Below are 23,795 nucleotides of genomic sequence, written 5' to 3' on the forward strand. Positions count from 1 at the left end.
CACGGCACGAAAACGCTTAAACGCCGATGCGGCCTACGGGCGGGTATGAGCGCGGACCGGTCTGTCCTCAGACAGGCCATCGAGCGCGGGGAACGCGACGGCGGGTCGATCGAGTTCAAGGAACGGCTGAGTCGGGAGGTCCACCTCGCGGACGGACGCAAGGAATCGCTCGCCGCGCAACTGCGCCACCGGGTGCTCTCGGGCGACGGCGAGGCGACCTACGTCGTCGGCGTCACCGACGACGGCGGCCTCGCCGGGATCGATCCCGACCGCTTCTCCGAGACGATGGACGTCCTCTCCCTGCTGGCCGAGGAGGCGGACGCACACATCCACGACGTCGACACCTGGAGCGTCGCCGACGTCGCGGACGTCGCTGCACGGTCCGGTGATCACGCCGCGGACGACCTCGGGGCGTCCGAAACGCCCGGCTTGGTCGGGATCGCGACGATCCGCGAGGGGGCGACCCTCGAGACCGACGAGGACCACCTGGTGATCGGCACCGCCGGCCACGTCGACCACGGCAAGAGCACGCTCGTGGGGTCGCTCGTGACCGGCCAGGCCGACGACGGACAGGGCGGGACCCGCGGGTTCCTCGACGTCCAGCCCCACGAGATCGAACGCGGCCTCTCCGCGGATCTGTCGTACGCGGTTTACGGGTTCGACGATCCGGACGGAAGCGCGGATGACGAGGTCGGCGCCTCCGGACGCGAGCACGTTCCGGTTCGGATGGACAATCCCCACCGCAAGCAGGACCGGGCCCGGATCGTCGCGGAGGCCGACCGGCTCGTCTCCTTCGTCGACACCGTGGGCCACGAGCCGTGGCTGCGGACGACGATCCGCGGGCTCGTCGGCCAGAAGATCGACTACGGCCTGCTCGCGGTCGCGGCCGACGACGGGCCGACCAAGACGACCCGCGAGCACCTCGGGATCCTGCTCGCCACCGAACTGCCGACCGTCGTCGCGGTGACGAAGACCGACCTCGTGAGCGACGACCGCGTGGAGACGGTCCTCGCGGAGATCGAGTCGCTGTTGCGCGACGCCGGCACGACCCCGCTTCCCGTCCCGCGACACGGCGTCGACGCCGCCATCGCGGAGATCGACGACTCGGTCGTCCCCATCGTGGAGACCAGCGCGGTCACCCGCGAGGGGCTCGACCGGCTCGACACGCTGTTCGCCGAACTCCCCAAGCGCGCCACGCCCGAGCGCGGCGAGTTCCGGATGTACGTCGACCGCTCCTACGACGTCAAGGGCGTCGGGGCGGTCGCCTCGGGGACGGTCAACTCCGGCACGGTCGAGGCCGGCGACGAGCTGCTGCTCGGCCCGATGCCCGACGGCACCTTCGAGGCGGTGACGGTGCGCTCGATCGAGATGCATTACCACCGCGTCGACCGGGCGAGCGCCGGCCGGATCGTCGGGATCGCCCTGAAAGGCATCGACGAGGAGGCCATCGAACGCGGGATGGTCCTACTGCCCCGCTCGGCCGACCCCGACCCGGTCAGGGAGTTCGAGGCCGAGGTGATGGTGCTCAACCACCCGACCCGGATCCGGTCGGGGTACGAGCCGGTCGTCCATCTCGAGACCGCCAGCGAGGCGGCCGAGTTCACCCCCGAGTCCGGCCGGCTGCTCCCCGGCGACACCGGCCGGACGCAGGTTCGGTTCAAGTTCCGCCCGTACCTCGTCGAGGAGGGCCAACGGTTCGTCTTCCGCGAGGGATCGAGCAAGGGCGTCGGAACCGTCACGGACGTGGGGCCCGCAGCCGGCCCGTCGCCGGCCGACGACTGATCGGACCACCGGTCCCAGGCCGACGACTGATCGGACCACCGGTCTCCGACCGGCCCCAACCGGTCCCGCGAGTAGGTACTTTTAACTTCGAATTCGGCCAGATGAACGTATGGACGTCCGCGAGGAGGTCGCCTCCATCTACCGGGAGTCGCTTCCGGTGTTGCTCGTCGCGCTCGGCGGCGGGCTCTTCTCGGGACTGATCCTCGAGGAACTGTTGGCAAGCGTCGGTCGTTTCCCCGGCCTGTTGGTGATGGTGCCCGTCTTCCTCGCCACCCGCGGGAACGTCTACGGCGCCCTCGGCGGGCGGATCTCGAGCGGACTCCACCAGGGGCTCATCGAGCCGCGGTTTCAGTGGGACGAGCGCCTCGTGAACGCGGTCGTCGCCTCCTTCATCAACGGGATCGGGATCTCGGCGGTGATCGCGCTCCTCTCGTGGAGCGCGTTGACGCTGCTCGGTCGTTCCGCCGCACATCCCCTCGAGTTCCTCGGGATCATGCTGATCGCCGGCACCCTGACCTCGGCGGTGCTCATCGTCGGGCTGCTCACGCTGCTGTTCGTCGGCTACACGCGCGGGTATGACCCGGACAACCTGGTCGGACCGATCGTCACCACGCTCGGGGACGTCTTCGGGATGGCGTTCCTGCTCGTCGCCGTCGGCGTCATCGAGGTGGTCGCCTGATGGAGCCGCCCGGAAGCGATCTCGGGACGTGGTCGGCCCGGCGGATCGTTCGGAACATGTTCCCGCTTCTGGTCGGCCTCTCGGTGATCGTGTTGTGGGCCGGGATCCGGCTCGAGGACGCCGAGGCGCTGCTCGAGGAGTACGGCCTCCTCGCGGTGATGGTGCCGGTGATGGTCGGGATGGGCGGCAACCTCGGCGCGATCGTGAGCTCGCGGCTCACCACGCGGCTCCACCTGGGCACCACCGCCTTCGACCCGCGGGACCGGCACCTCTGGGCGAACGTGGCGGCGACGTTCGCGCTGGCCGCGACGGTGTTCTCCGTGCTCGCGGTCGGAACGTGGATCATCGGGTTGCTGGTCGGAAACGGGCTCCCACTCCGAACGCTGCTTTTCATCTCGCTGTCGAGCGGACTGAGCCTCGCGGCCATCGCGCTCGTCTTCAGCGTCGCCACGACCTACGGCTCCTACCGGCTGGGGATCGACCCCGACGACACCACCATCCCGATCGTGACGAACGTGGTCGACGTCTTCGGGATGCTCCTGTTTCTGGGGATCGCCCGCTGGACGCTCGTCGGGTAGTCATCGTCCACCCGGGCGGCGCCCGAGGCGACCGGGTTCGGCTCCGACGGCGTCGGTCCGTGTGAGTGGGAGTTCCTCCCAGTCGTTCGCGGTCCCGAAACCGTTTAGGCGGACGCTCGCGCACGGTCGGTATGCCGACGGATCCAGACACGAGGTATGACCCATCGCTGGGTCGCAAGTTCGTGTTCGTTACAGGGGGCGTGATGTCCGGGTTGGGCAAGGGCATCACCGCCGCCAGCACCGGGCGACTCCTCTCGAACGCGGGCTTCGACGTGACGGCGGTCAAGATCGACCCCTATTTGAACGTGGACGCGGGCACGATGAACCCCTACGAGCACGGGGAGGTGTACGTGCTGAAGGACGGCGGCGAGGTCGATCTGGACCTGGGCAACTACGAACGGTTCCTCGGGGTCGACATGACCTCCGACCACAACGTCACGACGGGCAAGACCTACCAGCACGTCATCGAGAACGAGCGCGCCGGCGACTACCTGGGCAAGACGGTCCAGATCATCCCCCACATCACCGACGACATCAAACGCCGGATCCGGGAGGCCGCCGAGGGGACCGACGTCTGCATCGTCGAGATCGGCGGCACCGTCGGGGACATCGAGTCGATGCCCTTCCTCGAGGCGCTCCGACAGTTCTCCCACGAGGAGAACGACGAGGACGTCCTCTTCACCCACGTCACGCTCGTCCCCTACTCGAAGAACGGCGAGCAGAAGACGAAGCCGACCCAACACTCCGTCAAGGAGCTCCGGTCGATCGGGCTCCAGCCGGACGTCCTGGTGGGGCGGTGTGCGGACCGGCTCGACCCCAGCGTAAAGGAGAAGATCGCGCTCTTCTGTGACGTGCCGACCGACGCCGTCTTCTCGAATCCCGACGTCGAGGACGTCTACCATGTCCCGCTGATGGTCGAGGACGAGGGGCTCGACGAGTACGTGATGGAGCAGCTCGGGCTGGCCGACGAGGCGCTCCCGGGCGACGAGCGCTCGACGCGCTGGCGCGATCTGGTGACCCGCGACCGCGACCGGGAGATCGACGTCGCCCTCGTCGGCAAGTACGCCCTCGAGGACGCGTACATGTCCATCCACGAGGCGCTCAAACACGCCGGCATCCACACCCAGACGGAGGTGAACGTGCTGTGGGTCGACGCCGACGAGATGGCCGCCGAACACGAGGCGCGGATCACGGAGGCCGACGGCATCGTGGTTCCCGGCGGATTCGGCTCCCGCGGCACCGACGGGAAGATCGAAGCGATCCGCTACGCCCGCACCAACGACGTGCCGTTCCTCGGGCTCTGTCTCGGCTTCCAGCTTGCGGTCGTCGAGCACGCCCGCAACGTTCTGGGCCTCGAGGCGGCCCACTCCGCCGAGATCGACCCGGAGACGCCGCATCCGGTCATCGACCTGCTGCCCGAACAGTACGAGACCGAGGACATGGGCGGCACGATGCGGCTCGGCGCCCACGAGACCGACATCGATCCGGGAACGCTCGCGGCGGAGGTCTACGGGGCCGACTCCTGCACCGAACGCCACCGCCACCGCTACGAGGTGAACCCCGAGTACATCGACCGGCTCGAGTCCGACGACCTGCGGTTCTCCGGGTACGCGGACAACCGAATGGAGATCCTCGAGCGCGAGGACCACCCCTTCTTCCTCGGGACGCAGTACCATCCCGAGTTCCGGTCGCGACCCGACAGGGCGAGCCCGCCGTTCGTCTCGTTCGTCGAGACGATCCTCGACCGGACGGCTCCCGGGACCTCAACCACGGACGAGGAGGTGACGGCCTGATGGTCGACGCCGAGTCGTTCATCGAGGAGGCGGTCGCGGAGATCGGCGACCAGGTCGGCGACTCGAACGCGGTCATCGCCCTCTCGGGCGGCGTCGACTCGTCGGTCGCGGCGACGCTCGCATACGAGGCGGTCGGCGACCAGCTCACGCCGGTCTACGTCGACACCGGCCTGATGCGGAAGGGCGAGACGGAGGAGATCCGCGAGACGTTCTCCTTCATGGAGTCGCTGCGCGTCGTCGACGCCGCGGACCGCTACTTCGACCGGTTGGAGGGCGTGACCGATCCCGAAAGGAAACGCGAGGTCATCGGCGACCAGTTCATCCGCGAGTTCGAGCGCGAGGCTCGGGACGTCGACGCCGACGTGCTCGTGCAGGGCACCATCTATCCCGACCGGATCGAAAGCGAGGGCGGGATCAAGTCCCACCACAACGTCGGCGGACTCCCGGAGATCATCGACTTCGAGACGATCGTCGAGCCGGTTCGGGACCTGTACAAGGACGAGGTCCGCGAGGTCGCGCGGGCGCTCGGGCTCGAGGAGATCATCTCCGAGCGGATGCCGTTCCCGGGTCCCGGGCTCGCCGTCCGCGTCATCGGCGAGGTCACCCGCGAGAAGGCGGCCGTGGCTCGCGAGGCCTGCCACGTCGTCGAGGACGAGCTCGAGGAGTACGAGCCCTGGCAGGCGTTCGCCGCCGTCATCGGCAAGGGGACCGGCGTGAAGGGCGACAACCGCGTACACGGCTGGATCGTCGCGGTCCGCTCCGTCGAGAGCCGCGACGGGATGACCGCCCGCGCCCAGGAGATCGACTGGAACACGCTCCAGCGGATCCAGAGCCGGATCACCGGCGAGAACGACGACGTCGCCCGCGTCGTCTACGACGTCACCCACAAACCGCCCGCGACGATCGAGTACGAGTGACGATGGCGGCCGACACCATCCGCGCCGTCGTCGCCGGGCCGGACGACCACGACCTCGCCGGCGCGCTCGAGGCCGCCGGCGCCACGGTGACGCGGATCGACGGCGTCGTCTCCGCGGCGGCGCTCCGGGAGGCCGGGATCGACGCGGCCGACCTCCTCGTGATCACCGACGTCGAGGAGGCGACCGGGATCCCGATCGCCAAGGAGGAGAACCCGGACGTCCGGACGGTGGCCTACGCCGACCGGTCGCTGCCGGAGTTCGTCGCCGGCGTCGCGGACCTCGCCGTCGATCCGGCCCTGCTGGACGCCGAGACGGTCGCCGCGGAGCTCGTCGACGCCGAACTGGCGGCCTGAGTCCCGTCGGCTCGCCGACTCCTCTGAAGACTCAACGGTTTTCGCCGTCATCAACGCCGAGCGTCGCGAGCGCGCCGTCGACGTCCCCGTCGAATCCCGCGAGGAGTTCGCGGGCGCGGTCACGCGTTTCGGGCGTGACGGCCACGTGAACCATCCCCTCGCCGGGCTGGCCGTAGACGACGCTGCTCCCGAGCGGGGCGGCGAGGATCGCGGGGACGGCGGCCAGATCCTCCTCGCCGGTCACCTCGATCACGGTGGCCTCGTCGCTCGCGAGCGCCTCCCGGAGGGCGACCAACAGCTCGCGGGAGAGCTCGCCGGCCGGATTCTCGACGGGGATCCGTGCGTCGCCGACGTCGGCGAGCGCGCGGCGGATCTCGACGGCGACCTCCTCGCGTTCGGTCTTGCCGTCGAGCAGCGCCACGTCGGGGGTGACCCCGGCCTCCCGGAGGTGGTAGGTGACGACGTCGCCGACGGCGACGAGCGGCGCCGCGGGCGCGTCGTGGGTCGCGCGCGTGCGTTCGACCCGGTCGAGCAGCTCGTCCGTGTCGGTCGTCACGGGACCCAGCGGCTCCTTGAACTCCGACCGGAGGTCCGCAGGAAGAGTCAGCATTCGTGGGCGTCGGATCGGGCCCCGGCGTCGTGTCGAGTCACGGTATCGCGTCGAGCCCGGGTTCGGGCCGCGGTATCGCGTCGAGTCACGGTGAGGTTACCGGACCTTCAGGGCGTAGGACCCGGGCTCGCTGACGTTCATCTCCTCGGCGATCCGGCTCGATTCGGGATGGGTGATGATGACGTAGCCGGCCCAGTCCTCGGTCAGCGAGGAGGACCCGCACAGCTCGCAGGTCTGTGCGTCCGGGTCGTTCACGAAATGGCACTCCCGACAGGCGATGCGGTCCTCGGCCATCAGTTCGCCTCCTCGACGTTCTCGCCCTGCTGCTCACGGCGGCGGCGTTCGGACTCGAGCCACTCGTGTTTGCCCAACCCGGGCTGTTTGGCCGTGAGGCCGATCTTCGAGTCCCGCGGGTTGCGCTCGTCGATGCTCTTGGTGACGATCCGGGCCCGAACGGCGTCGTCGACGCCGAGGGTTTTGTCGGAGTCCGAGGAGGCGAGCTGCTGGTTCGCCCCGTCGAAGGTCAGGTACTCGTCGGTGATCTGGGAGACGTGGAGGAGACCATCCACCGGACCGATCCCGACGAAGGCACCGAACTCCACCGTCTCCACGACGGTGCCGTCGATGACCTCCTGCATGTCGGGGTCGTAGGTGAGCGCGTCGAACTCGGCCTCGTAGTAGACGCCGGGCCGGTTCGGCAGCACCGCTCCCTCGCCGATGTCGTGGACCTCGATGACGCTGACGACGCTGCCGACGTCCTCGTCCATGCGTCCCTCCAGTTTGTCCTGCAGCAGGGCTTTCACCCGTTCGTTCGAGACGTCCGCCAGGTGTTTCGGCGGCACTTCGACCGTGTCTGTGAGTCGTACTCGCTTGTACATGCGTGCGCTTATGGTTCCGTTATCGCCAGTGCGTTCCGCCCCCTTAAACCGATTACTGGTACGTTCCGCGCCAGGATCCGGTTTTTGAGGGGGCGATCGTTCGTGACCACGTACGCGACCGCGCCCGCCTCGGCGAGCGCGACCAGCACGTCGTCCGCGTACTCGTTCGTCGATCCGTTCCCGCCCGCGTCGTCGATCGGTCGACCCGCGGTCTCGGCCGTCGAGTCGTCGCCGTCCGCGTCGTCCGTTGCCGCTTCCGGTTCGTCGTCCGCATCCTCGGTCGCCGCCGGTTCGTCGGTCACGGCGATCGGATCCGCGCGGTCGGCCAGGTCGCGGCCGACGCGCGCCGCGGTCGCCTCGCGACCGTTCCCGTCGGCGAGCCGGTCGAGTTCGGCCCGCACGGCGTCGGGAACGACCGCACGGTACGTTCCGAGGAGCCGGTCCAGCTCCTCGAACAGCCGGACGTCCGCCTCCACCGGGGCCATCAGGGCGCTCGTGTCGATGGCGACGACCGGCGTCGTCGATGCCGACCCGCGGTCGCGCGTCGTCGATCCACGGTCGCGCTCCCCGGACCCGCGCTCGGTCGGCTGCTCCGATGGAGTGTCCTCGGTCACGTCACTTCAGCGTTCCGACACCGATGAGCCGCCAGCGCGCGCCCACGCGGCGGTTGATGGCGATCCGGACGCCCTCGGCCGCACAGACCGGGCGCTTGAGGTTCACCTCGCACTCGCCGTCGCGCGCGCTGGTCACGGCGCCGACCGTGGTCGCCGTGCCGACGGTGAGCATCAGCGGCTCGCCGGTGGAGATCTCCTCGACCTCCCCTTCGCCGACGATCCGGTCGAGCAGCTCGACGTCCATCTCGAAGGCGTGTCGCGTCGGCGGGAGCGTGCCGGGCTCGCCGGCGACCTGGCCGGCCAGCGCGTCGCCCTTGGTGAGGCTCGGGTCGAGGCCGGTGCCCACGCCGAGCAGCCCGCCCGGCGTGGCGACGTCGACCTGGTCGTCACCGGCCTGCAGCGACCGGACCGTCGTCGAGAGGGGCCGCCACTCGGTCTGGCCGCCCTCCTCGACCTCGCGGCCGGGCCGGATCTCGATCTCGTCGTCGACGGACAGCTCGCCCTCGACGAGCGAGCCGCCGATGACGCCGCCGGTCAGGTCCTCGAAGGTCGTCCCGGGCCGGTTGATGTCGAACGATCGGGCGACGAACAGCTCCGGGGGCGCGTCCGAGTTCCGGTCCGGCGTCGGGATCTCCTCCTCGATCGCCTGGATGAGGAGATCGAGGTTGACCTCCTGTTGGGCCGAGACGGGGACGATCGGCGCGTCCTCCGCGACGGTTCCCTCGACGAACTCCCGGATCTGCTCGTAGTTTTCCACCGCCCGGTCGCGGTCGACGAGGTCGACCTTGTTCTGGGCGATGACGACGTTGTCGATCCCGATGATGTCCAGCGCCATCAGGTGCTCTTCGGTCTGTGCCTGGGGCACGTCCTCGGTCGCGCTGACGACGAGGACGGCGCCGTCCATGATCGCGGCCCCCGACAGCATCGTCGCCATCAGGGTCTCGTGGCCGGGCGCGTCGACGAACGAGACGGTCCGCATCACCTCGCTGGTCGAGCCGTCGGGGCAGTCCTCATCGACGGTGTACCGCTCCGGCTCCTCGAGGCCGGTGCACTCGCGGAACGTCGCGTCCGCGTAGCCCAACCGGATGGAGATCCCGCGCTTCATCTCCTCCGAGTGTTTGTCGGTCCACGAGCCCGACAACGCCTGGACGAGCGTCGTCTTCCCGTGGTCGACGTGGCCGACGAGTCCGATGTTCACCTCCGGTCGTGTATGGTCTTGTGTCACCGTGAACCTCCTTGAAGCAATCTTGTCCGAGATTCGCCCCGTGCGAGTGATAAAGTTGCTGTTCTCGGGACGGGAGCGGGGATCGGTGCCACGCGTCGGTGCTTCGATCGACGTCGGAGACGGCGCCGCGATCACCGTCGACCGAGTCCCCGGGAGGGGCTCGAGACGGGGCCTCACTCCCCGGCTTCGCGTCGCAGCCGGTCCCGGTAGATCCGCCCGAACGCGTTCCGGCGCAGGGTCCCGATCGCGGCCGCCGCCTCCTCGTGGAACGTCGCGGCGACGACCGACTCCGCGATCGGCGCCGCGTGCCAGACGACCCGGTCGACGTGATCGGAGCCGAGCAGCTCGACGTCCGCGTCGGCGTACCGGTCGTGTGTCGCGAGCCACTCGTCGAAGGCGTCCCGGTCGGCCACGTGCACCTCGAGCAGGGAGGCGAACAGCGCGTCACGCGCCGTTTCGACGACCTCGCCGGTGACGCGCTCGTCGTACTCCGCGGCGTCGAACGACATCGCCTTCGCGGTCTCCCGGACGACCACCTGTGCCGCCGGGCCGGCCTCCTCGTAGCGGGTCCGCGCCTCCGCGACCGTCTCGGGAGCGATCAGTCCTCGTGTCTCCATACCGCCGCGTACGGGAAGCGACTGAAAAGGGCGTTCGGTTCGCGGCGTTACGTCCGGCTTTCGTCGTCGGCCTCATCATCGACACCGTCGCCGGCCTCATCATCGACACCGTCGCCGGCCTCATCATCGACACCGTCGTCGGTCTCGTCGCCGTCGCCATCGTTACTCTCGCCCTCGTCCGCCATCATCCGGCGGGTCAAGTCCCGTGCCTCCTCGAGCGCCGCCTGCGTCTCCTCGTCGAACGCGCTCGGATCCGAGCCGGCCGCGGTCGCGTGTGTACGTTCGTGCTCGTGTCCGTGGTCGTGCCCGTGACCCGCGCCCGTTCCGCCCCGTCCCACGTCCGGTCGGCCGCGGTCGTGGACGGTGTCCTCGAAGACCTCGTGGTACTCGGCCTCGTCGGCGTGCTCCACGACGTCGGCGGCGAGCTCCTCGGGCTCGCGGTCGGCCCATTCGGGGGCGTGCTCCGCCAGCCACTCCTCGTGGTCGCCGCCGTGTAACATCGCGGTGAACGCGAGGTGATGTGCGAGGTGCTCGCCGTCGCGCTGTGGCGTTTCACAGACCGGACACGCGTATCCCATCGGGACACACTCGGCTGGAGAGCGGCTTGAAAGCGTCGCCACGGACTCGATCGCTGAGAAGCAGCTCCGGAGACGGTCTCGAGGGCGATCCCGGAAAACGACCTACACCGACGGGCCGCCGTCCGGGGACGAGTCGATCACGTCGATCCCCTCGTCGGTCAGCCGGTAGATGACCTCGCCGCTCACCGGTTCGACGAGTCCTGTGTCCGCCAGGGTCTCGAGCCGTCGTTCGACGTGGGCGACGTGCAGCCCCGTGTTGCCGGCGATGAGCGCCGGATAGTCGGCGCCGCACTCCTGGAGGTACGACAGCACCCGCTCGTCGGTTCGATCGAGGTCGGCACACCGGCTTGCGGCCATATGTGGCACTTGTTAGCACACCTTAAATACTTGTTGGGTGTTTTCAGATCTTTAGGATCCACACGGCGTTTCGGGGCGGACGCTGCTGATCCGTGTTCGACCAGCAACCGAATCGTCCGCTGAGGTTCGGAGACTTCCGGCGTCTTTAATCGTCCGCGGGCGCGGGACCGCGCTCGTCCGGACCGCCGGCGTCGTCGGGGAGCATCGGGGTGCCGTCGGCCCGGGGGCCGATCGTCGGGCCGAAGGGCTTCGCGTCGGGGTCGTCGAGGTCGATCCGGCGGCGCGTTCGGTAGTCGGTCGAGCGCTCGACGGGGACGCGGCCGATCGCGTCGATCATCTCGACGTAGTCCGCGACGCTGCGGAACTGTCCGTACTCGCCCCCGGCGCGGGCCGTGATCTCCTCGGAGAGGATCGTCCCCATGAAGTCGTCGGCGCCGCAGTTGAGGAGCTTGAGTCCCTTCGCGTCGCCGTATTTGACCCAGGAGGACTGGACGTGGTCGACGTTGTCCAGAAAGAGTCGGGAGACGGCGATCAGCAGCTCGTCCTCGGCGTCGCTGGCGCCGGAGTCGACGACGCCGTGTTTCGCGAGGGGGGTGTTCTCGTGGACGAACGAGAGCGGGACGAACTCGCGGATCCCGCCGGTTCGGTCCTGCAGATCGCGGACCACCTCGAGGTGACGGACGCGGTGAGCCGCGTTCTCGACGTGGCCGTACATGATCGTCGCGGTGGTGTCGAGGCCGGCGGCCATCGCGCCCTCCATCGCTGCCACCCAGTCGTCGGTGCCGATCTTGCCGGGACAGATGACGTCGCGGACCTCGTCGACGAGGATCTCCGCGGCGGTGCCCGGCGCGCTATCGAGGCCGGCGTCGGCCAGCTCGCGGTAGACGTCCTCGTAGCTCCAGTCGGTGCCGCGTTTCGCGTGGGCGGCCTCCTCGGGGGTCATCGAGTGGAGGTGGACGTCGTCGACCGACATCGCCGCCATCTGCTCGCGGTAGGTTCCCGGGTCGGTGGCGTAGACCGCGGGCGGCTTGTAGTTCACCTCGCGTTCGGGGGTCGCGTGCGCACGCAGAATCTCGTGATGCTCCTCGTTCAGCGCGAAGGCGGGATGGAGCCCGGAGACGGAGGTCACCTCGGAGATGCCCATCTCCAGGGCGTCGGCGACGATCTCGCGGGACTCGGCGGGCGTCTTGGTGAATCCCGGGTGGTCGATCCCGCTGTCGGCCTCGAAGGCGTGGGCGGTGTCCTTGAAGTTACAGAACAGACAGCCCGTGTTACAGGCGGTCGTGACGTTGTTGTTGAGGTTGGCGACGAAGGTGACCTCCTCGCCGACGACCGCGGCGCGCCGGCGGTCGGCGGCCTCGAGCACGGCCTCCTTGCGTTCGGGATCGATCCCCTCGCGGTCCGTGCCGGTCGTGATGAGCTCGATCCCGTCGGCGACCGACAACCGGCGTCCGTCCCGAGCGTTCGCGAGCGCGTTCTCGAAGGACTGGTCCGTCTCCGGGACGTGATCGAACTCGAGATCCGCCGGGTCCACCTCGCGCGCCGACGTCATTGCACGTTCCTCGCCGTTCCACCCCCAAAAAGGAACGGACATCGGCCATCGACGAGGGGTCCGGTGAAAACCGGTATACGTCGGAAACGTCCCGAAAACGATCGGCGGTAACGCCCCCGATTTGAACGGCGTTCGACGACGAACCAACGGATTGATGTGTATCCCTGGAAGAATGTAACTGAGTAGTTAGTTAACCGACGATCGGGACGTCGATCGCCGCCCGTCGCCGCCCGTCGCCCGCCGATCGGGCCGGGGGATCGACGCCGCATCTCGATCTCGTGTCGCTCCCAGCCACCCGCCAGCACATCAATGAGATCCGACCCAACCGCCGGTGTTCGTTCATGAGTTCGCATCGACTGTCCATCCTCCTCGCCCTCCTCGTCGTCGGATCGACGATCGGCGCCGCAGCCGTCGTCCCCGGAACGAGCGTGGCCCAACAGCAGTCCGGGGAGGTGATCGGACAACCCGACATCTCCTTCTCGACGGCCTCCGGTTCGGTCTCGGCCGGCACGGCCGCCGAGCTGGACGTCGCGATCCTGAACCGCGGCCGGATCGACAAGGGCGGTCCCTCCCAGCACGAGGCGACCGTCACGACCGCCCGCGGGATGACGATGACCTTCGACGATTCGAACGTTCCCATCGACGTCCGAACGGGACAGGTCACGATCGGACAGGTGCCGCGCGGCTCGATGCAACGAACCGTGCCGATCACCATCGCGGAAACCGCCGATCCGGGGACCTATAAGATCCCCATCGAGTACGAGTACCAGTTCACCCGACTCGTCGAGTACGACCCCTACGGCACGGACTACGGCGAGTTCACGCGCGAGCGGACCGGATCGATCACGATCGAGGTGACCGAGGACGCCCGCTTCGAGGTCGTCGAGACGAACGCCACCGCCCAGATCGGCGATCGGAGCGACGTCTCGCTGACGCTCCGGAACGTCGGCACCCAGCCCGCCGCGGACGCGAGCGTGGTCGCCGAGTCGCGAAGCAGCGCGCTGACGTTCGAGTCCGGCGCCGCGAGCTCGAACGCGTTCGTCGGCGAGTGGCGGCCGGGCGAGACGCGGACGATCAACTACACCGTCTCGCTCGCGTCCGACGCCGCCCGCCGCGGGTACACGCTCGATCTCTCCGTGAACTACGAGGACACCGACGGGATCGCGGCGACCTCCGAGCCGATGACGGCCGGGGTTACGACCCTCGCCGAGCAGTCGTTCGCCTTCGAGGACGTCTCCTCGTCGCTCCGCGTCGGGGAGGACGGCGAGATCGAGGGCACGGTGCGAAACACCGGACCACAGACGGCCGACAGCGTCATCGTGCAGTATGCCGACGACTCCTCGGCCGTGATCCCCGTCGAGGAGTCCGTCGCGGTCGGGTCGCTCGGACCGGGCGAGGCTGCGTCGTTCTCCCTCCCGATCGAGGTGAGCAGCGAGTCCGAGGCCGGCGCGAAGTCGATCGGCTTCGCGGTCAGCTACCGGAACCAGAACGGCGACCGGCGGGCCTACGACAAGCTCGACGTGACCGCGGACGTCGCGCCCGAGCGCGACCAGTTCGACGTCTCGCTCGACAACGCGACGATCGAGTCCGGCGGCTCGCGGACGCTCTCGGTGGCGGTGACGAACAACCTCGACGAGACGGCCTCGGACGTCGAGGCGCGGCTGTTCGCCGACGATCCGCTCGACACCGGCACGACCGACACCGGGTACGTCCAGTCCATCGAGCCGGGCGAGACCGTCACGGTGACCTTCGAGCTGACCGCGAGCGCCTCCGCGACGCCCGAGAAGACGTATCCGATCTCCTTCGACTTCCGGTACGACGACGCGGACGGGAACAGCCAGATATCGAACACGGTCCGGGTCCCGGTCGACGTCGTCGAAGCGGAGGAGGGCGGGCTCCCGATCCCGCTGATCCTCGGCGCGATCCTGGGCCTCGTTGTCATCGCGGCGGTCGTCCGGTACCGGAGGCAGTAGCCGATGCCGCTCGGCGACCGGATCGAGGCGGCGACCGCCCGCCTCAACGATGCGATCGTCGACAGTCCGCGACGGGTCGTGATAGCGTTCCTCGTGCTCACCGTTCTCTTTACGGGCGGATTCGGCCTCATCAGCACGGAGACGGACTCGACCGACTCGTTCACGGAGGGCCTTCCCGAGCAGGAGGCGCTCGATTCGGTCAACGCCGAGTTCGAGGACCCCTTCCAGCCGGACGCCGAGTCGACGCAGCTGATCCACACCGGCGATAACGTCCTCACGAAGCGGGCGCTCGTCCGGAACATCCGGGTCATCGAGCGCGTGGCGGACCGCGAGGACCTTCGACTGGCGTCGGGACCGCGGGCGGCGGCCGGTCCCGCGCCGATCGTCGCGCGCACGATCGATCCCTCGGCCACGACCGCCGCCGAACAGCGACGCGTCCTCGAGCGAGCCTCCCCGTCGGAGATCCGGCGGGCGATACGGGAGGTCGGGGGCGAGAACCTGCCCGTCTCGGAGGACTACAACCCGAACGGCCCCTCGGCCTCGGCGTCGATCACCAGCCTCTCACACGACGTGCCGAGCGGGTTCTCGAGCGACGACCTGACCGACATTCAGACGGAGATCCAGTCGATCGCGTCGGATGAACCCGGGGACATCCGGGCGTTCGGATCCGGGATCACGAACGCGGAGATGGGCAACGTCATCGGCGACTCGCTGACGATCGTGATGCCGGTCGTCGTCATCCTGCTGTTGGGCTTCCTGACGGTCGCCTACCGGGACCCGATCGACCTGGCGCTCGGGCTGTTGGCGCTGTTGATGACGGTCATCTGGACCTTCGGCTTCCTCGGCTACGCCGGGATCCCCTTCAACCAGCAGATGATCTCCGTGCCCGTGTTGCTGCTCGCGGTCGGGGTCGACTTCGGGATCCACATCATCAACCGCTACCGCGAGGAGACGGTCCGCGGGTTCGAGGCGACCGAGGCGATGCGGGAGGCGAACAACCAGCTGATGATCGCCTTCGTCATCGTCACGGTGACGACCGTCTTCGGGTTCGGGGCGAACGTGATCTCGGATCTGACCCCGATCCGGAACATGGGGATCGCCTCGGCGATCGGGATCGTCTTCACGTTCCTGATCTTCGGGCTCTTCCTGCCGGCGGCCAAGCTGGAGGTCGACCGGCTGCGCGACCGGTTCGGCGTCCCCGAGTTCAACTCCGCGCCGATCGCCTCCGAGGAGTCGGCGTTGGGCCGGGCGCTCGCGTTCCCGGCCGTGGTGAGCCGGTACGCGCCGGTCGCGTTCGTGATCGTGTTGCTGCTGTCGGGAGGCGTGGCGGCCGCGTACGGCAGCGGCGTCGACACCTCCTTCGAGACGGAGGACTTCCTCCCGCCGGAGGAGCAGCCGGCGTACGTGACCGTCCTCCCCGAGCCGTTCGCGCCCGGCGAGTACACCGTCACGGAGACGATCAACCTGTTGGAGGACAGGTTCGCGACCAACCAGGACCAGTCGGTGAAGTTGTACGTCGAGGGGAACTTCGAGGAGGACCACGCCCTCGAGTCGCTGGCGGCGCCCAACGACGATCCTCCCGACGCGCTCTCGGTGACCGACGGCGGCGAGGCACGGCCACAGGGGAGCATCCTCACCGTGATCCGGTCACACGCCGACTCCGACCCCGAGTTCGCGGCGCTGGTCGCGCGCAACGACCTGAACGACAACGGGATCCCCGACCGGAACCTCGACCGAATCTACGACGAGCTGTTCGCCTCGCCGGCGGGCGACCGGGCGGAACGGTACCTCACCGAGGACCGCCGCAGCGCGCAGGTCGAGTACGCGATCGAGTCGGACGCCACCCAGGGGGAGGCGGCCGCCGACACTCGCGAGTTCGCCGACGACTTCCGGTACGAGGCCACGGCGACCGGCTCCCTCGTCGTCTTCGACGCCGTCACCGACGTCATCTTCGCGTCCGCGATCAACGGGCTGATCCTCGCGGTCGGGTTGACGGGGGTCTTCCTCGTGATCTCCTACGGGGCGCTGAACCGCAAGCCGATGCTCGGGGTCGTCAACGTCTTCCCGATCCTGATCGCGATCGCCTACCTGATCGGGACGATGCGGCTGTTGGGGATGTCGCTGAACGCGCTGACCGCGACCATCCTCTCCATCTCGATCGGGCTGGGGATCGCCTACTCGGTCCACACCACCCACCGGTTCATCGACGAGTACAACGACGGCGCCGACGCCCACGAGGCGATGGTGATCACCCTCTCGGGGACCGGCGGGGCGCTGCTGGGCAGCATGCTCACGACGTCGCTGGGCACCGGCGCGCTCGCGCTCGCGATCACGCCCGTCCTCGGCGACTTCGGGCTGCTGATGGCGCTGAGCGTGACCTACTCGTTCGTGATGTCCGTGGTCGCGCTCCCGCCCGCGGTGCTGCTGTGGGCCCGGTACGACGAGGCGGCGCCGTTCGCGGGACTCGTCGCGTCCGCGAGCGGGGGTTCATAAGGAGCCGTCGACGGACGTCCGGTAGTCACGAGCGGGAACGCGCCGCTTCGTCCTCGTGGCCCTCGGTCCGCATCGGCCCGAAAAGGGAGTCTCCCGCATCGGTCGGCGTCGTGTTCGACCACTCCTCGCGTCCGGCAGTCGCGGTGTCCAGTGGGCGAACGCGGGTCACATCCGGGTCTCGTTCCGTTGCGTCGGCGTCATCCTGTGACATTTTGCGTGGGTGGCGTCGAGTACGATCGTCGTTCGTTCCGGCTTCCGTTTATAAACTTCGTCGGATGTACAGGTATTGCCGAGTGCCTCGCTACGCTCCGGCTCCTTCCCTCGCCGCGTCGTCGTTCACCAGCGAGTAGTGGACCTGGATGTCGTCGTACTGCGCAACGGGACGTTTCGAACGGCCATCGGACACCAGGTCGATGACGCCGAGTTCGGCGAGTTCGGTGAGATTCCGATGGACCTGCTTGAAATCCCGGTCAGCCAGATCCGCCGCCGCCCGCATACTTTCCGGCTGGTGTTGACGGATCACGCGCAGCAGTTCCAGGTTCGCTGGACTCAGGAGCCGGGAGAGTTCGGATTCGGATTCGAAGTTGAGCACGTGAACGTGCCCGATAGCCGTCGGATCGTCGCCGGATTCGGCCGCTCGAAGCATCTCCTTCGTTTGGTTTCGGAGTCGGTTCTGGGCCCCAACGTAGACGTGGAGCGTTCGATCGTCGGGAGTCGGTTCGGAGTCCGTCATTGTGTCGTGTATCGGGTGGCGGTTCAGGGTCAGTATTCGTCGACGTATGATGGATCGATCCACATCACAATGAACCTATGGTGGGACGTCTCTTGGTGGCACTCCCGGTCCTGTTGGGCATCGCGCTCGGTCCATCGCCCAAAGTATTTACCCTCGCCATCGCTCTTTCCGGATGAACACGCCAGGGATCGAGGCGGCGATCCGCCCTCGATCCGGGCTCGAGACGCCGACTGCGGGCGGCCGGCGAGCACCGTCGCGGGGGCCGCGACGCTCGTCCCGGCCGACCCACGCTCCGGACACACACCCACGATGACACGCGATACACCCGTTCGACCGATCCTTCTCGCCGCGCTCTGCTGTGCCGTCGTCTGTTCGGTCGCGCTCGCCCCCGCCGCGGCCGCCGCCACTTCCGCTTCCACCGTAACTGCTCCCGCTACCACCGCAACCGCACCCCCTTCCACCGCAACCGCGTCTTCCGATATCGCTCCCTCAACCACTGCGACCGTCTCGTCTGTCGCCGCCACCGCAACCCCCGAGTCGGAGGGGGACCGAAACGCGACGCTCGAGGTCGGCCCTGACGCGACTCCGGACGCCGAAGCCCGGAACGAGACGTCCACGGGCCGGATCGATGACCCGAACGCAACCGACGATCGCGTCGAGCAGGTCGGCGGCTGGAGCGAGGCGACCTACGAGGACCCGGCCGGCGACGTCGTCACGCTGACGCTGGACCTGTCGGCGGCGACGGAGGGCGACGATGCCGATGCCACGGACGCCACGACCGGCCCCGCGGGCACGCCCGACCACGCGTACGTCCAGATCGGGAGCGCGGACGCCGGGTTCATCGACGTGCTCTACCTCGCGGACGCGAACGACGACGGCGAGATCACGCTGTCGATCAACACGCGGACGCTGGGCACGAGCGACAGCATCAGCGCCACGAACACGGACCTGGTTTATCACGCCCCGGGCGACGAGGTCCGGAGCGCGGTCCACGGCCGGCTCCCTCGGGACGATCGCGCGCCGACGTTCGTGGGCCCGGACGGCGAGGAGCTGTCGAGCTTCGACGCGTACCTCGCCGAGCTCGGGCTGATCGGCTCGGCCGACGCCGAGCGCGGGATCGACCAGCTCGACCGGCCGCTCCAGCCCGGCACCTATTCGGTCGCGGCCGGCACCGGCGGGGAGTTCCGGATCCTCGAGTCGGGCTCGACCGCGCCGGGCGAGACCGCGCCCGGACTGTCCGCGATGGCGGCCGGTACTGACGCCGACGCGGCCGGCGACGGCAGCACCGACGCCGCCGCCCAAACCAGCACCGACGCTGCCGCCGACCCCGCGACGCTCGGCCGATCGACGGTCGAGTTGACCCGGCCGGGGATCGACGACGTCACGGTCCACACCGCCCCGGCGGCCGAGGCGAACGCGGCGGCCAACCACACGGCGTTGGAGACGGCGATGACCGAGCGCGACACGGTCGCCGCCGGGGACCGGCTCGTGATCGCGGCGGAGGCCACCGGGATCTACGGCCATCTGGTGGCGATCGAGGGCGACTTCGAGTCGCTCGAGACCGGCTTCGCCCCGAGCACGCTCGTGGAACTCGAGACGCGCACGGGCGAGGGCGTACGCTTCGCGGTCGAGGCGCGGGACGGGCCCGTGGTCCAGGGCCCCGGATCGAGCGCCGGCATCGATTCGCCCACCGAGGTGCTGGGGCTCTCGGGCGTGGACCCCGAGACGGTCGCCCTCTACACGGACGAGGAGTCGGGCGAGCTGTTCGTCGTCGTGGACACCCGCGACCTGCGAGCCTTCGACCCCGACGCGGTGGACGGCGAGCGAAACTTCGCGGCGACGATGACCTACGAGACCGATCCCGAGGAGCCGTTCCTGTTCGACCGCGAGGACCGCCACATCCAGACGTTCGACCGCGGCCTCCTCGGCGGTGCCGGCGGCGACCCGAACCAGCCGGCCTTCCCGTACCTCGACCCCGGCGCGAACGAGTCGGACACGACCGACTTCGCGACGGCGAGTCGATTCGTTCGGTTCGAGGGGACGGAGCGCGCGAATGACGGGAGCACAAGCAGTACCGACGAAGCAACGCCGAGGATCCGATTGATGGCGGACGACTCGGTCCGGATCGCGGGCGAGACGAACCTGGCGCCGGGCACGGAGGCGACCATTCGGGTTGCTTCTCGAGAGACGGCCGGCTTGTCGTACATCCAGCTCTCGAGCACCACGGTCGATCGGGACGGCACCTTCGCCGGTTCCTTCGACCTCTCTGACGCCTCGGTCGGCGACACCGCCCGTGTGACGTTCGAACGCGAGGAGGACACGCCGCTCGCAACCGCGACGATCGAGATCGTCGGGTCGGAAACCCCCACGGACGCGGACCCCGAACCGATCAGTCCCTACGATGGTTCGGTGACCACGGACGGGACGGGGCTCACGGATGGGGAAACCCCGGGGTTTGGTTTCATCGTGGCGATCGTCGCGCTCATCGCTGCGACGTTCGCCGTGCTGATCGGGACAGCTCGCTCCGGCGAGTGAGAAGCGGCGGCTTTCCGGTGATTACGCCACCGGTCGAGTCCGTTTGGTCGAGATGGCTATGGCCGGACACAATACAACGTCCAGAGTCTGACGATCGTCTGACACACCTACCGTTCGACGTGCGTCAGACGGCTCGAACTGCGGATGAAACTTCAACTCGCACACCCACTCAGAGAACACGTCAAAGCGCAGTTTTCGACCGAATTATCGACGTTTCAACGAAACGCTGATCCGGTTCATACGGCGCTCCTCACCCCGCAAAACCAGTGTCTACTGTATGTTAACTCCTACCTAACAGATACACAAAGTACTTAATGGTGGTGACTATATCTGTGCCTGTCGACTGGACGAGGGACAGCGGTGTCTCTCAGACAGTCCGTGCGAAACAGAACACAACTATGACAAACGAAACAAACTATCGTAAGAAGGCCCATGCGGTCTTCTTCGCGGCAATTATGGTAACGTCCATGATTGCTGCGGGCGTTGCCTTCACTGGCGGCGTCGCGGCGGGTAACTCCAATGACTTTAGCGGGTTAGCTGCATCGCCTAACCCTGTCGGAGTAAACGAGAACGTTACCATTACTGGTAGCACCTCAACTTCCGGCAAGGACGTCGTCTTCGCGTTCGATGAAGACGGCGATGGTACAATCCAATCTGACGAAGTAATTGATACTATTCAGGATAACGGTAATAACGACTTGGACGACAGCGATAACGCTGTGGAGTTCAAGTTCAAACCGTCGGACGTCACTGGAATGTCTGGCGGTAACAGTTACACCGTTGGTGCCTGGGAGGAAGACGGAACGTACTCCGGATCCACGGAGAATGGTGCCGACGACGCTACGCCCTTCTCGGCTAGCAACTTTGACACCACCATCTCGCTGGATGTCCGAGCTGCGGGTAACCCTGTCTTCAACAGTGATGAGCGGCTCACTTCCAACTCCGCGATTGCCCAGAACTATGACACTTCCACAAGCGTCGGTGGTGTCGGATCTGGTGCAGTGATCTTCCAGGGTGAAGAAGATCTCACGTTCGTTCGAAACGACGATACAGAAGTCGCTCCGGGCTCCCTCTCGCAGACCGGCGGTAGCGGCGTCCTTGAGATGCCGATGGCTGACGATACCCCGGTGGGCCAGTATGCGACTTCAACGGACGGCAGCGGGAACCCTGCTGCTGGTTCCTACAACGTCACGGTTCAGCGACCGCGTGTGACGACGTTCGAAGTCCAGAACTCCGGTGGAGCGGACGTCTCCGGCGGTACGTTGGTTGCTGACGGTTCCGGCGCCAGCGTCCAGGTTAACTACAACTACGAGGCTGCAGAGGACGTCGAGCTCACCGTTGAGGACGAGAACGGTCTCGACGTTACTGACGAGATCGTTACTGGTGCTCAGACGAGAAACGGTGACGGATCGTTCAGTATCGATCCCGATGCAGTTGATGAGGGAGACTACACCTTCTCGGTTTCAGGTGTTGAAGATCTTGACTTTGGAGCGGCGGCTGACTCCACGACGGTCACGATCTCCTCCTCGCAGACCGCGTCCCTGAACCTCAGCAGCGACGAGATCACTCAGGGCGAGAACCTGCAGTACACGGTCGAGAACAGCCCGGAGGGCAACTTCCACGCCGTCACGATCGACGGGAGTGACTTCCGGTCCGGTATCTCGAACACGAGCGCATCGCAGATCTTCCGCAACGTCGGCGACACGTCGGAAGCTGGCGTCGTTGCGGGCGGCACGGTGTACCCCGCTGGTAGCAGCGGTATCCCGAGCCCGAGCAACATCGATTACGCCTACGCTGTCGTCGAGATCGACGGCGGTAACGGCGTTGGCTCCATCAACACGCAGTACCTCTCCGACACGTCCGTCGACGTTGAGCTCTACCCGGCCGGTGCGAACATCACGAGCTCCGACACGCTCGGCGGCGATGTCGTGAACAACTTCTCCTCTGACGACGACCAGTCCGTGGACGTCACTCAGGGGACCGTCTCGCTTAACAGCCCGACCGGAGCGTACGTGGTCGGCTCTGAGGTAACCGTGAACGGAACCACCTCCGAGGGTATCGACGAGGTGGCCATCTACGCACGGAACAACAACGACTTCGAGCTCGTCACCATCGACGGCTCGAACACCACGTCGGTTGACGCGGACAACACCTTCGAGGAGGAAGGCGTCGTGCTGAACGGCGAGACGCTCGGTAACAACCTCCTCTCGCTGCCGGGCACCTACCGCCTCGGCATCATCGACGCTTCGGATGCGGACCTCGACACTCCGGCCGGTCCGGATCCGACGCTGACGACGTCCGAATTCAACAGCGGCGTCAGCAGCACCTCGTCCATCCAGGTGACTGACACCGAGCTTAGCGGCTCCTTCACCACCTACAACGGACAGGTCGCGACGTCCGACGGCGAAGTCGACGTCAGCGGCGTTGCTCTGGGTAAGAACAACGTGATCGTTGCCGTCGTCGACTCCCGCGGACAGGCAATTGCCGAACAGGTTTCCGTCGACAGCGACGGTACGTTCGACAACGTCTCGGTCGATATGGGTAACCTGAACGAGGGTAGTGTCTCCGCACACATCATCTCGTCCGGCCGTGACGACCACTTCGGTGAGAACAGCAGTCTTGACGGAAGTGCCTTCGAGTCGGCCATCGAGGGTTACTCCGGCACGTCCGACCAGGTCCGCCAGCGCATCCTCGCCAACTCCGTCGAGGACACGGCGAGCGACGACCTGATCGTTACCGAGAACTTCCGCTACGCGAGCGGTCTCACGACGATCGAGTCCGCGACGGACCCGGTCGCGATGGACGGTACGCTCACCGTTGAGGGTACCACCAACCTCCAGCCCGACGACAACACGATCACCGTCGAGCTGCTCACTGAGGACGGCGACTCCGTCAGCATCGACAGCACGGAATCCTGGGGCACCGACGGTATGTGGTCCGTCGAGATCGACCTCTCCGAGACCGACATCGAGACCGGTACCTACACGGTCGAGTCCGACGACGGTGACAACACCGACCGTCAGGACATCGAGGTCGTCGAAGAGGTAGAGACGCCTGAGGACACGCCTGAGGACACGCCTGAGGACACGCCTGAGGACACGCCTGAGGACACGCCTGAGGAAACCGAGGAACCCGCAGACACGACTGAGCCCACCGAGGAGGAGACGCCCGGCTTCGGCGCCGTCGTCGCCCTCGTCGCGCTCATCGCGGCTGCGCTCCTCGCCGTCCGCCGCCGTCCCTAACACGGACGCCTAACCACTGACCCTCGCGGGTCAGCTCCGATTTCGCGTTTCTTTATTGCGCTGCTCCGACCGACCAGCTGCAGCACGCGTTCGGCAAGGACGGACGCCGTGAGCAGCCACGCTTCTCAACGCTCGACCGCGAACCGGTCGGCTGGGTAACGTGTTTATGCATCGACGCCCAACCGGAGCTATGACGAATCGAGCTGCCGTTCCTACCCCCCGCTGCCGACCCGCCCCTCCACGGCGCGTTCGCTCCACGACCGGCCCTGCCCGCACGCCGCACCGA

21 protein-coding genes are annotated in these 23,795 nt (G+C 67.5%); 10 read left to right on the forward strand and 11 right to left on the reverse strand.

What is annotated here, in order from left to right; all coding sequences use genetic code 11:
• Positions 1-45: 45 nt before the first annotated feature.
• The 6 genes from BLV25_RS01220 (at position 46) to BLV25_RS01245 (ending at position 6,102) form a co-directional block, all read left to right on the forward strand.
• Positions 46-1,782 (forward strand): GTPBP1 family GTP-binding protein, encoded by a 1,737-nt coding sequence (locus BLV25_RS01220; RefSeq protein WP_021072621.1) that lies wholly within the window; start codon positions 46-48, stop codon positions 1,780-1,782.
• Positions 1,783-1,891: 109 nt separating this feature from the next.
• Positions 1,892-2,461, forward strand: coding sequence for a magnesium transporter (locus BLV25_RS01225; protein WP_021072620.1), 570 nt, complete (start codon positions 1,892-1,894; stop codon positions 2,459-2,461).
• A complete protein-coding gene (locus tag BLV25_RS01230) occupies positions 2,461-3,039 on the forward strand; it encodes a magnesium transporter (protein ID WP_021072619.1) in 579 nt (192 codons plus the stop codon). Before BLV25_RS01225 ends, BLV25_RS01230 begins: the two co-directional genes overlap by 1 nt.
• Positions 3,040-3,170: 131 nt before the next feature.
• A complete protein-coding gene (locus BLV25_RS01235; protein ID WP_092730347.1) occupies positions 3,171-4,832 on the forward strand; it encodes a CTP synthase in 1,662 nt (553 codons plus the stop codon).
• Positions 4,832-5,749: a glutamine-hydrolyzing GMP synthase gene (gene guaA, locus BLV25_RS01240; protein WP_021072617.1), complete on the forward strand. Its 918-nt coding sequence runs from the start codon at positions 4,832-4,834 to the stop codon at positions 5,747-5,749. The genes BLV25_RS01235 and guaA overlap by 1 nt, the downstream gene beginning before the upstream one ends.
• A gap of 2 nt (positions 5,750-5,751) precedes the next feature.
• The gene (locus BLV25_RS01245; protein ID WP_092730349.1) at positions 5,752-6,102 is read left to right on the forward strand and encodes a DUF7126 family protein; all 351 of its coding nucleotides are present in this window, start codon (positions 5,752-5,754) and stop codon (positions 6,100-6,102) included.
• Between the two features lie 31 nt (positions 6,103-6,133).
• Here BLV25_RS01245 and BLV25_RS01250 read toward each other — a convergent pair whose 3' ends face one another.
• From BLV25_RS01250 to cofH, 9 genes are all read right to left on the reverse strand, one after another.
• Complete coding sequence (locus BLV25_RS01250) at positions 6,134-6,712, reverse strand: GTP-dependent dephospho-CoA kinase family protein (protein ID WP_021072615.1); 579 nt, start codon at positions 6,710-6,712, stop codon at positions 6,134-6,136.
• Between the two features lie 96 nt (positions 6,713-6,808).
• Entirely contained in the window at positions 6,809-7,006 is a 198-nt protein-coding gene (gene spt4, locus BLV25_RS01255; RefSeq protein WP_021072614.1) for a transcription elongation factor subunit Spt4, read from the reverse strand.
• Positions 7,006-7,590: a DNA-directed RNA polymerase gene (locus BLV25_RS01260; RefSeq protein WP_092730351.1), complete on the reverse strand. Its 585-nt coding sequence runs from the start codon at positions 7,588-7,590 to the stop codon at positions 7,006-7,008. The genes spt4 and BLV25_RS01260 overlap by 1 nt, the downstream gene beginning before the upstream one ends.
• Positions 7,591-7,598: 8 nt before the next feature.
• Positions 7,599-8,204 carry a PIN domain-containing protein gene (locus BLV25_RS17740; protein WP_021072612.1) on the reverse strand — a complete coding sequence of 202 codons (606 nt, stop codon included), beginning with the start codon at positions 8,202-8,204 and terminating at the stop codon, positions 7,599-7,601.
• A 1-nt stretch (position 8,205) separates the two neighbouring features.
• Complete coding sequence (locus tag BLV25_RS01270) at positions 8,206-9,429, reverse strand: translation initiation factor IF-2 subunit gamma (protein WP_092730353.1); 1,224 nt, start codon at positions 9,427-9,429, stop codon at positions 8,206-8,208.
• 173 nt (positions 9,430-9,602) lie between these two features.
• Complete coding sequence (locus BLV25_RS01275) at positions 9,603-10,046, reverse strand: DUF5809 family protein (protein WP_021072610.1); 444 nt, start codon at positions 10,044-10,046, stop codon at positions 9,603-9,605.
• Between the two features lie 47 nt (positions 10,047-10,093).
• Entirely contained in the window at positions 10,094-10,624 is a 531-nt protein-coding gene (locus BLV25_RS01280) for a DUF5810 domain-containing protein (RefSeq protein WP_092730355.1), read from the reverse strand.
• Between the two features lie 102 nt (positions 10,625-10,726).
• Positions 10,727-10,981, reverse strand: a complete 255-nt coding sequence (locus BLV25_RS01285; RefSeq protein WP_021072608.1) for a DUF2250 domain-containing protein — start codon at positions 10,979-10,981, stop codon at positions 10,727-10,729.
• Between the two features lie 145 nt (positions 10,982-11,126).
• Positions 11,127-12,533, reverse strand: a complete 1,407-nt coding sequence (gene cofH, locus BLV25_RS01290; protein WP_092730357.1) for a 7,8-didemethyl-8-hydroxy-5-deazariboflavin synthase subunit CofH — start codon at positions 12,531-12,533, stop codon at positions 11,127-11,129.
• 341 nt (positions 12,534-12,874) lie between these two features.
• Between cofH and BLV25_RS01295 the strand changes: the two genes are divergently transcribed.
• Positions 12,875-14,506 (forward strand): COG1361 S-layer family protein, encoded by a 1,632-nt coding sequence (locus tag BLV25_RS01295; protein WP_256335621.1) that lies wholly within the window; start codon positions 12,875-12,877, stop codon positions 14,504-14,506.
• 3 nt (positions 14,507-14,509) lie between these two features.
• Positions 14,510-16,999 (forward strand): efflux RND transporter permease subunit, encoded by a 2,490-nt coding sequence (locus BLV25_RS01300; protein ID WP_092730359.1) that lies wholly within the window; start codon positions 14,510-14,512, stop codon positions 16,997-16,999.
• Positions 17,000-17,024: 25 nt separating this feature from the next.
• Here the strand turns inward: BLV25_RS01300 and BLV25_RS01305 are convergent, their stop codons facing one another.
• The gene (locus tag BLV25_RS01305) at positions 17,025-17,210 is read right to left on the reverse strand and encodes a hypothetical protein (protein ID WP_176819409.1); all 186 of its coding nucleotides are present in this window, start codon (positions 17,208-17,210) and stop codon (positions 17,025-17,027) included.
• 90 nt (positions 17,211-17,300) lie between these two features.
• Positions 17,301-17,732 carry an HVO_A0114 family putative DNA-binding protein gene (locus BLV25_RS01310; protein ID WP_092730361.1) on the reverse strand — a complete coding sequence of 144 codons (432 nt, stop codon included), beginning with the start codon at positions 17,730-17,732 and terminating at the stop codon, positions 17,301-17,303.
• 309 nt (positions 17,733-18,041) lie between these two features.
• Here BLV25_RS01310 and BLV25_RS01315 point away from each other — a divergent pair, with 309 nt between their 5' ends.
• Complete coding sequence (locus tag BLV25_RS01315) at positions 18,042-20,267, forward strand: BGTF surface domain-containing protein (protein ID WP_092730363.1); 2,226 nt, start codon at positions 18,042-18,044, stop codon at positions 20,265-20,267.
• A 332-nt stretch (positions 20,268-20,599) separates the two neighbouring features.
• A complete protein-coding gene (gene csg / locus BLV25_RS01320) occupies positions 20,600-23,509 on the forward strand; it encodes an HVO_2072 family ArtA-dependent S-layer glycoprotein (protein WP_176819410.1) in 2,910 nt (969 codons plus the stop codon).
• Positions 23,510-23,795 lie beyond the last annotated feature (286 nt).

Source organism: Halopenitus persicus (genome assembly GCF_900107205.1).
Taxonomy (GTDB): Archaea; Halobacteriota; Halobacteria; order Halobacteriales; family Haloferacaceae; genus Halopenitus; species Halopenitus persicus.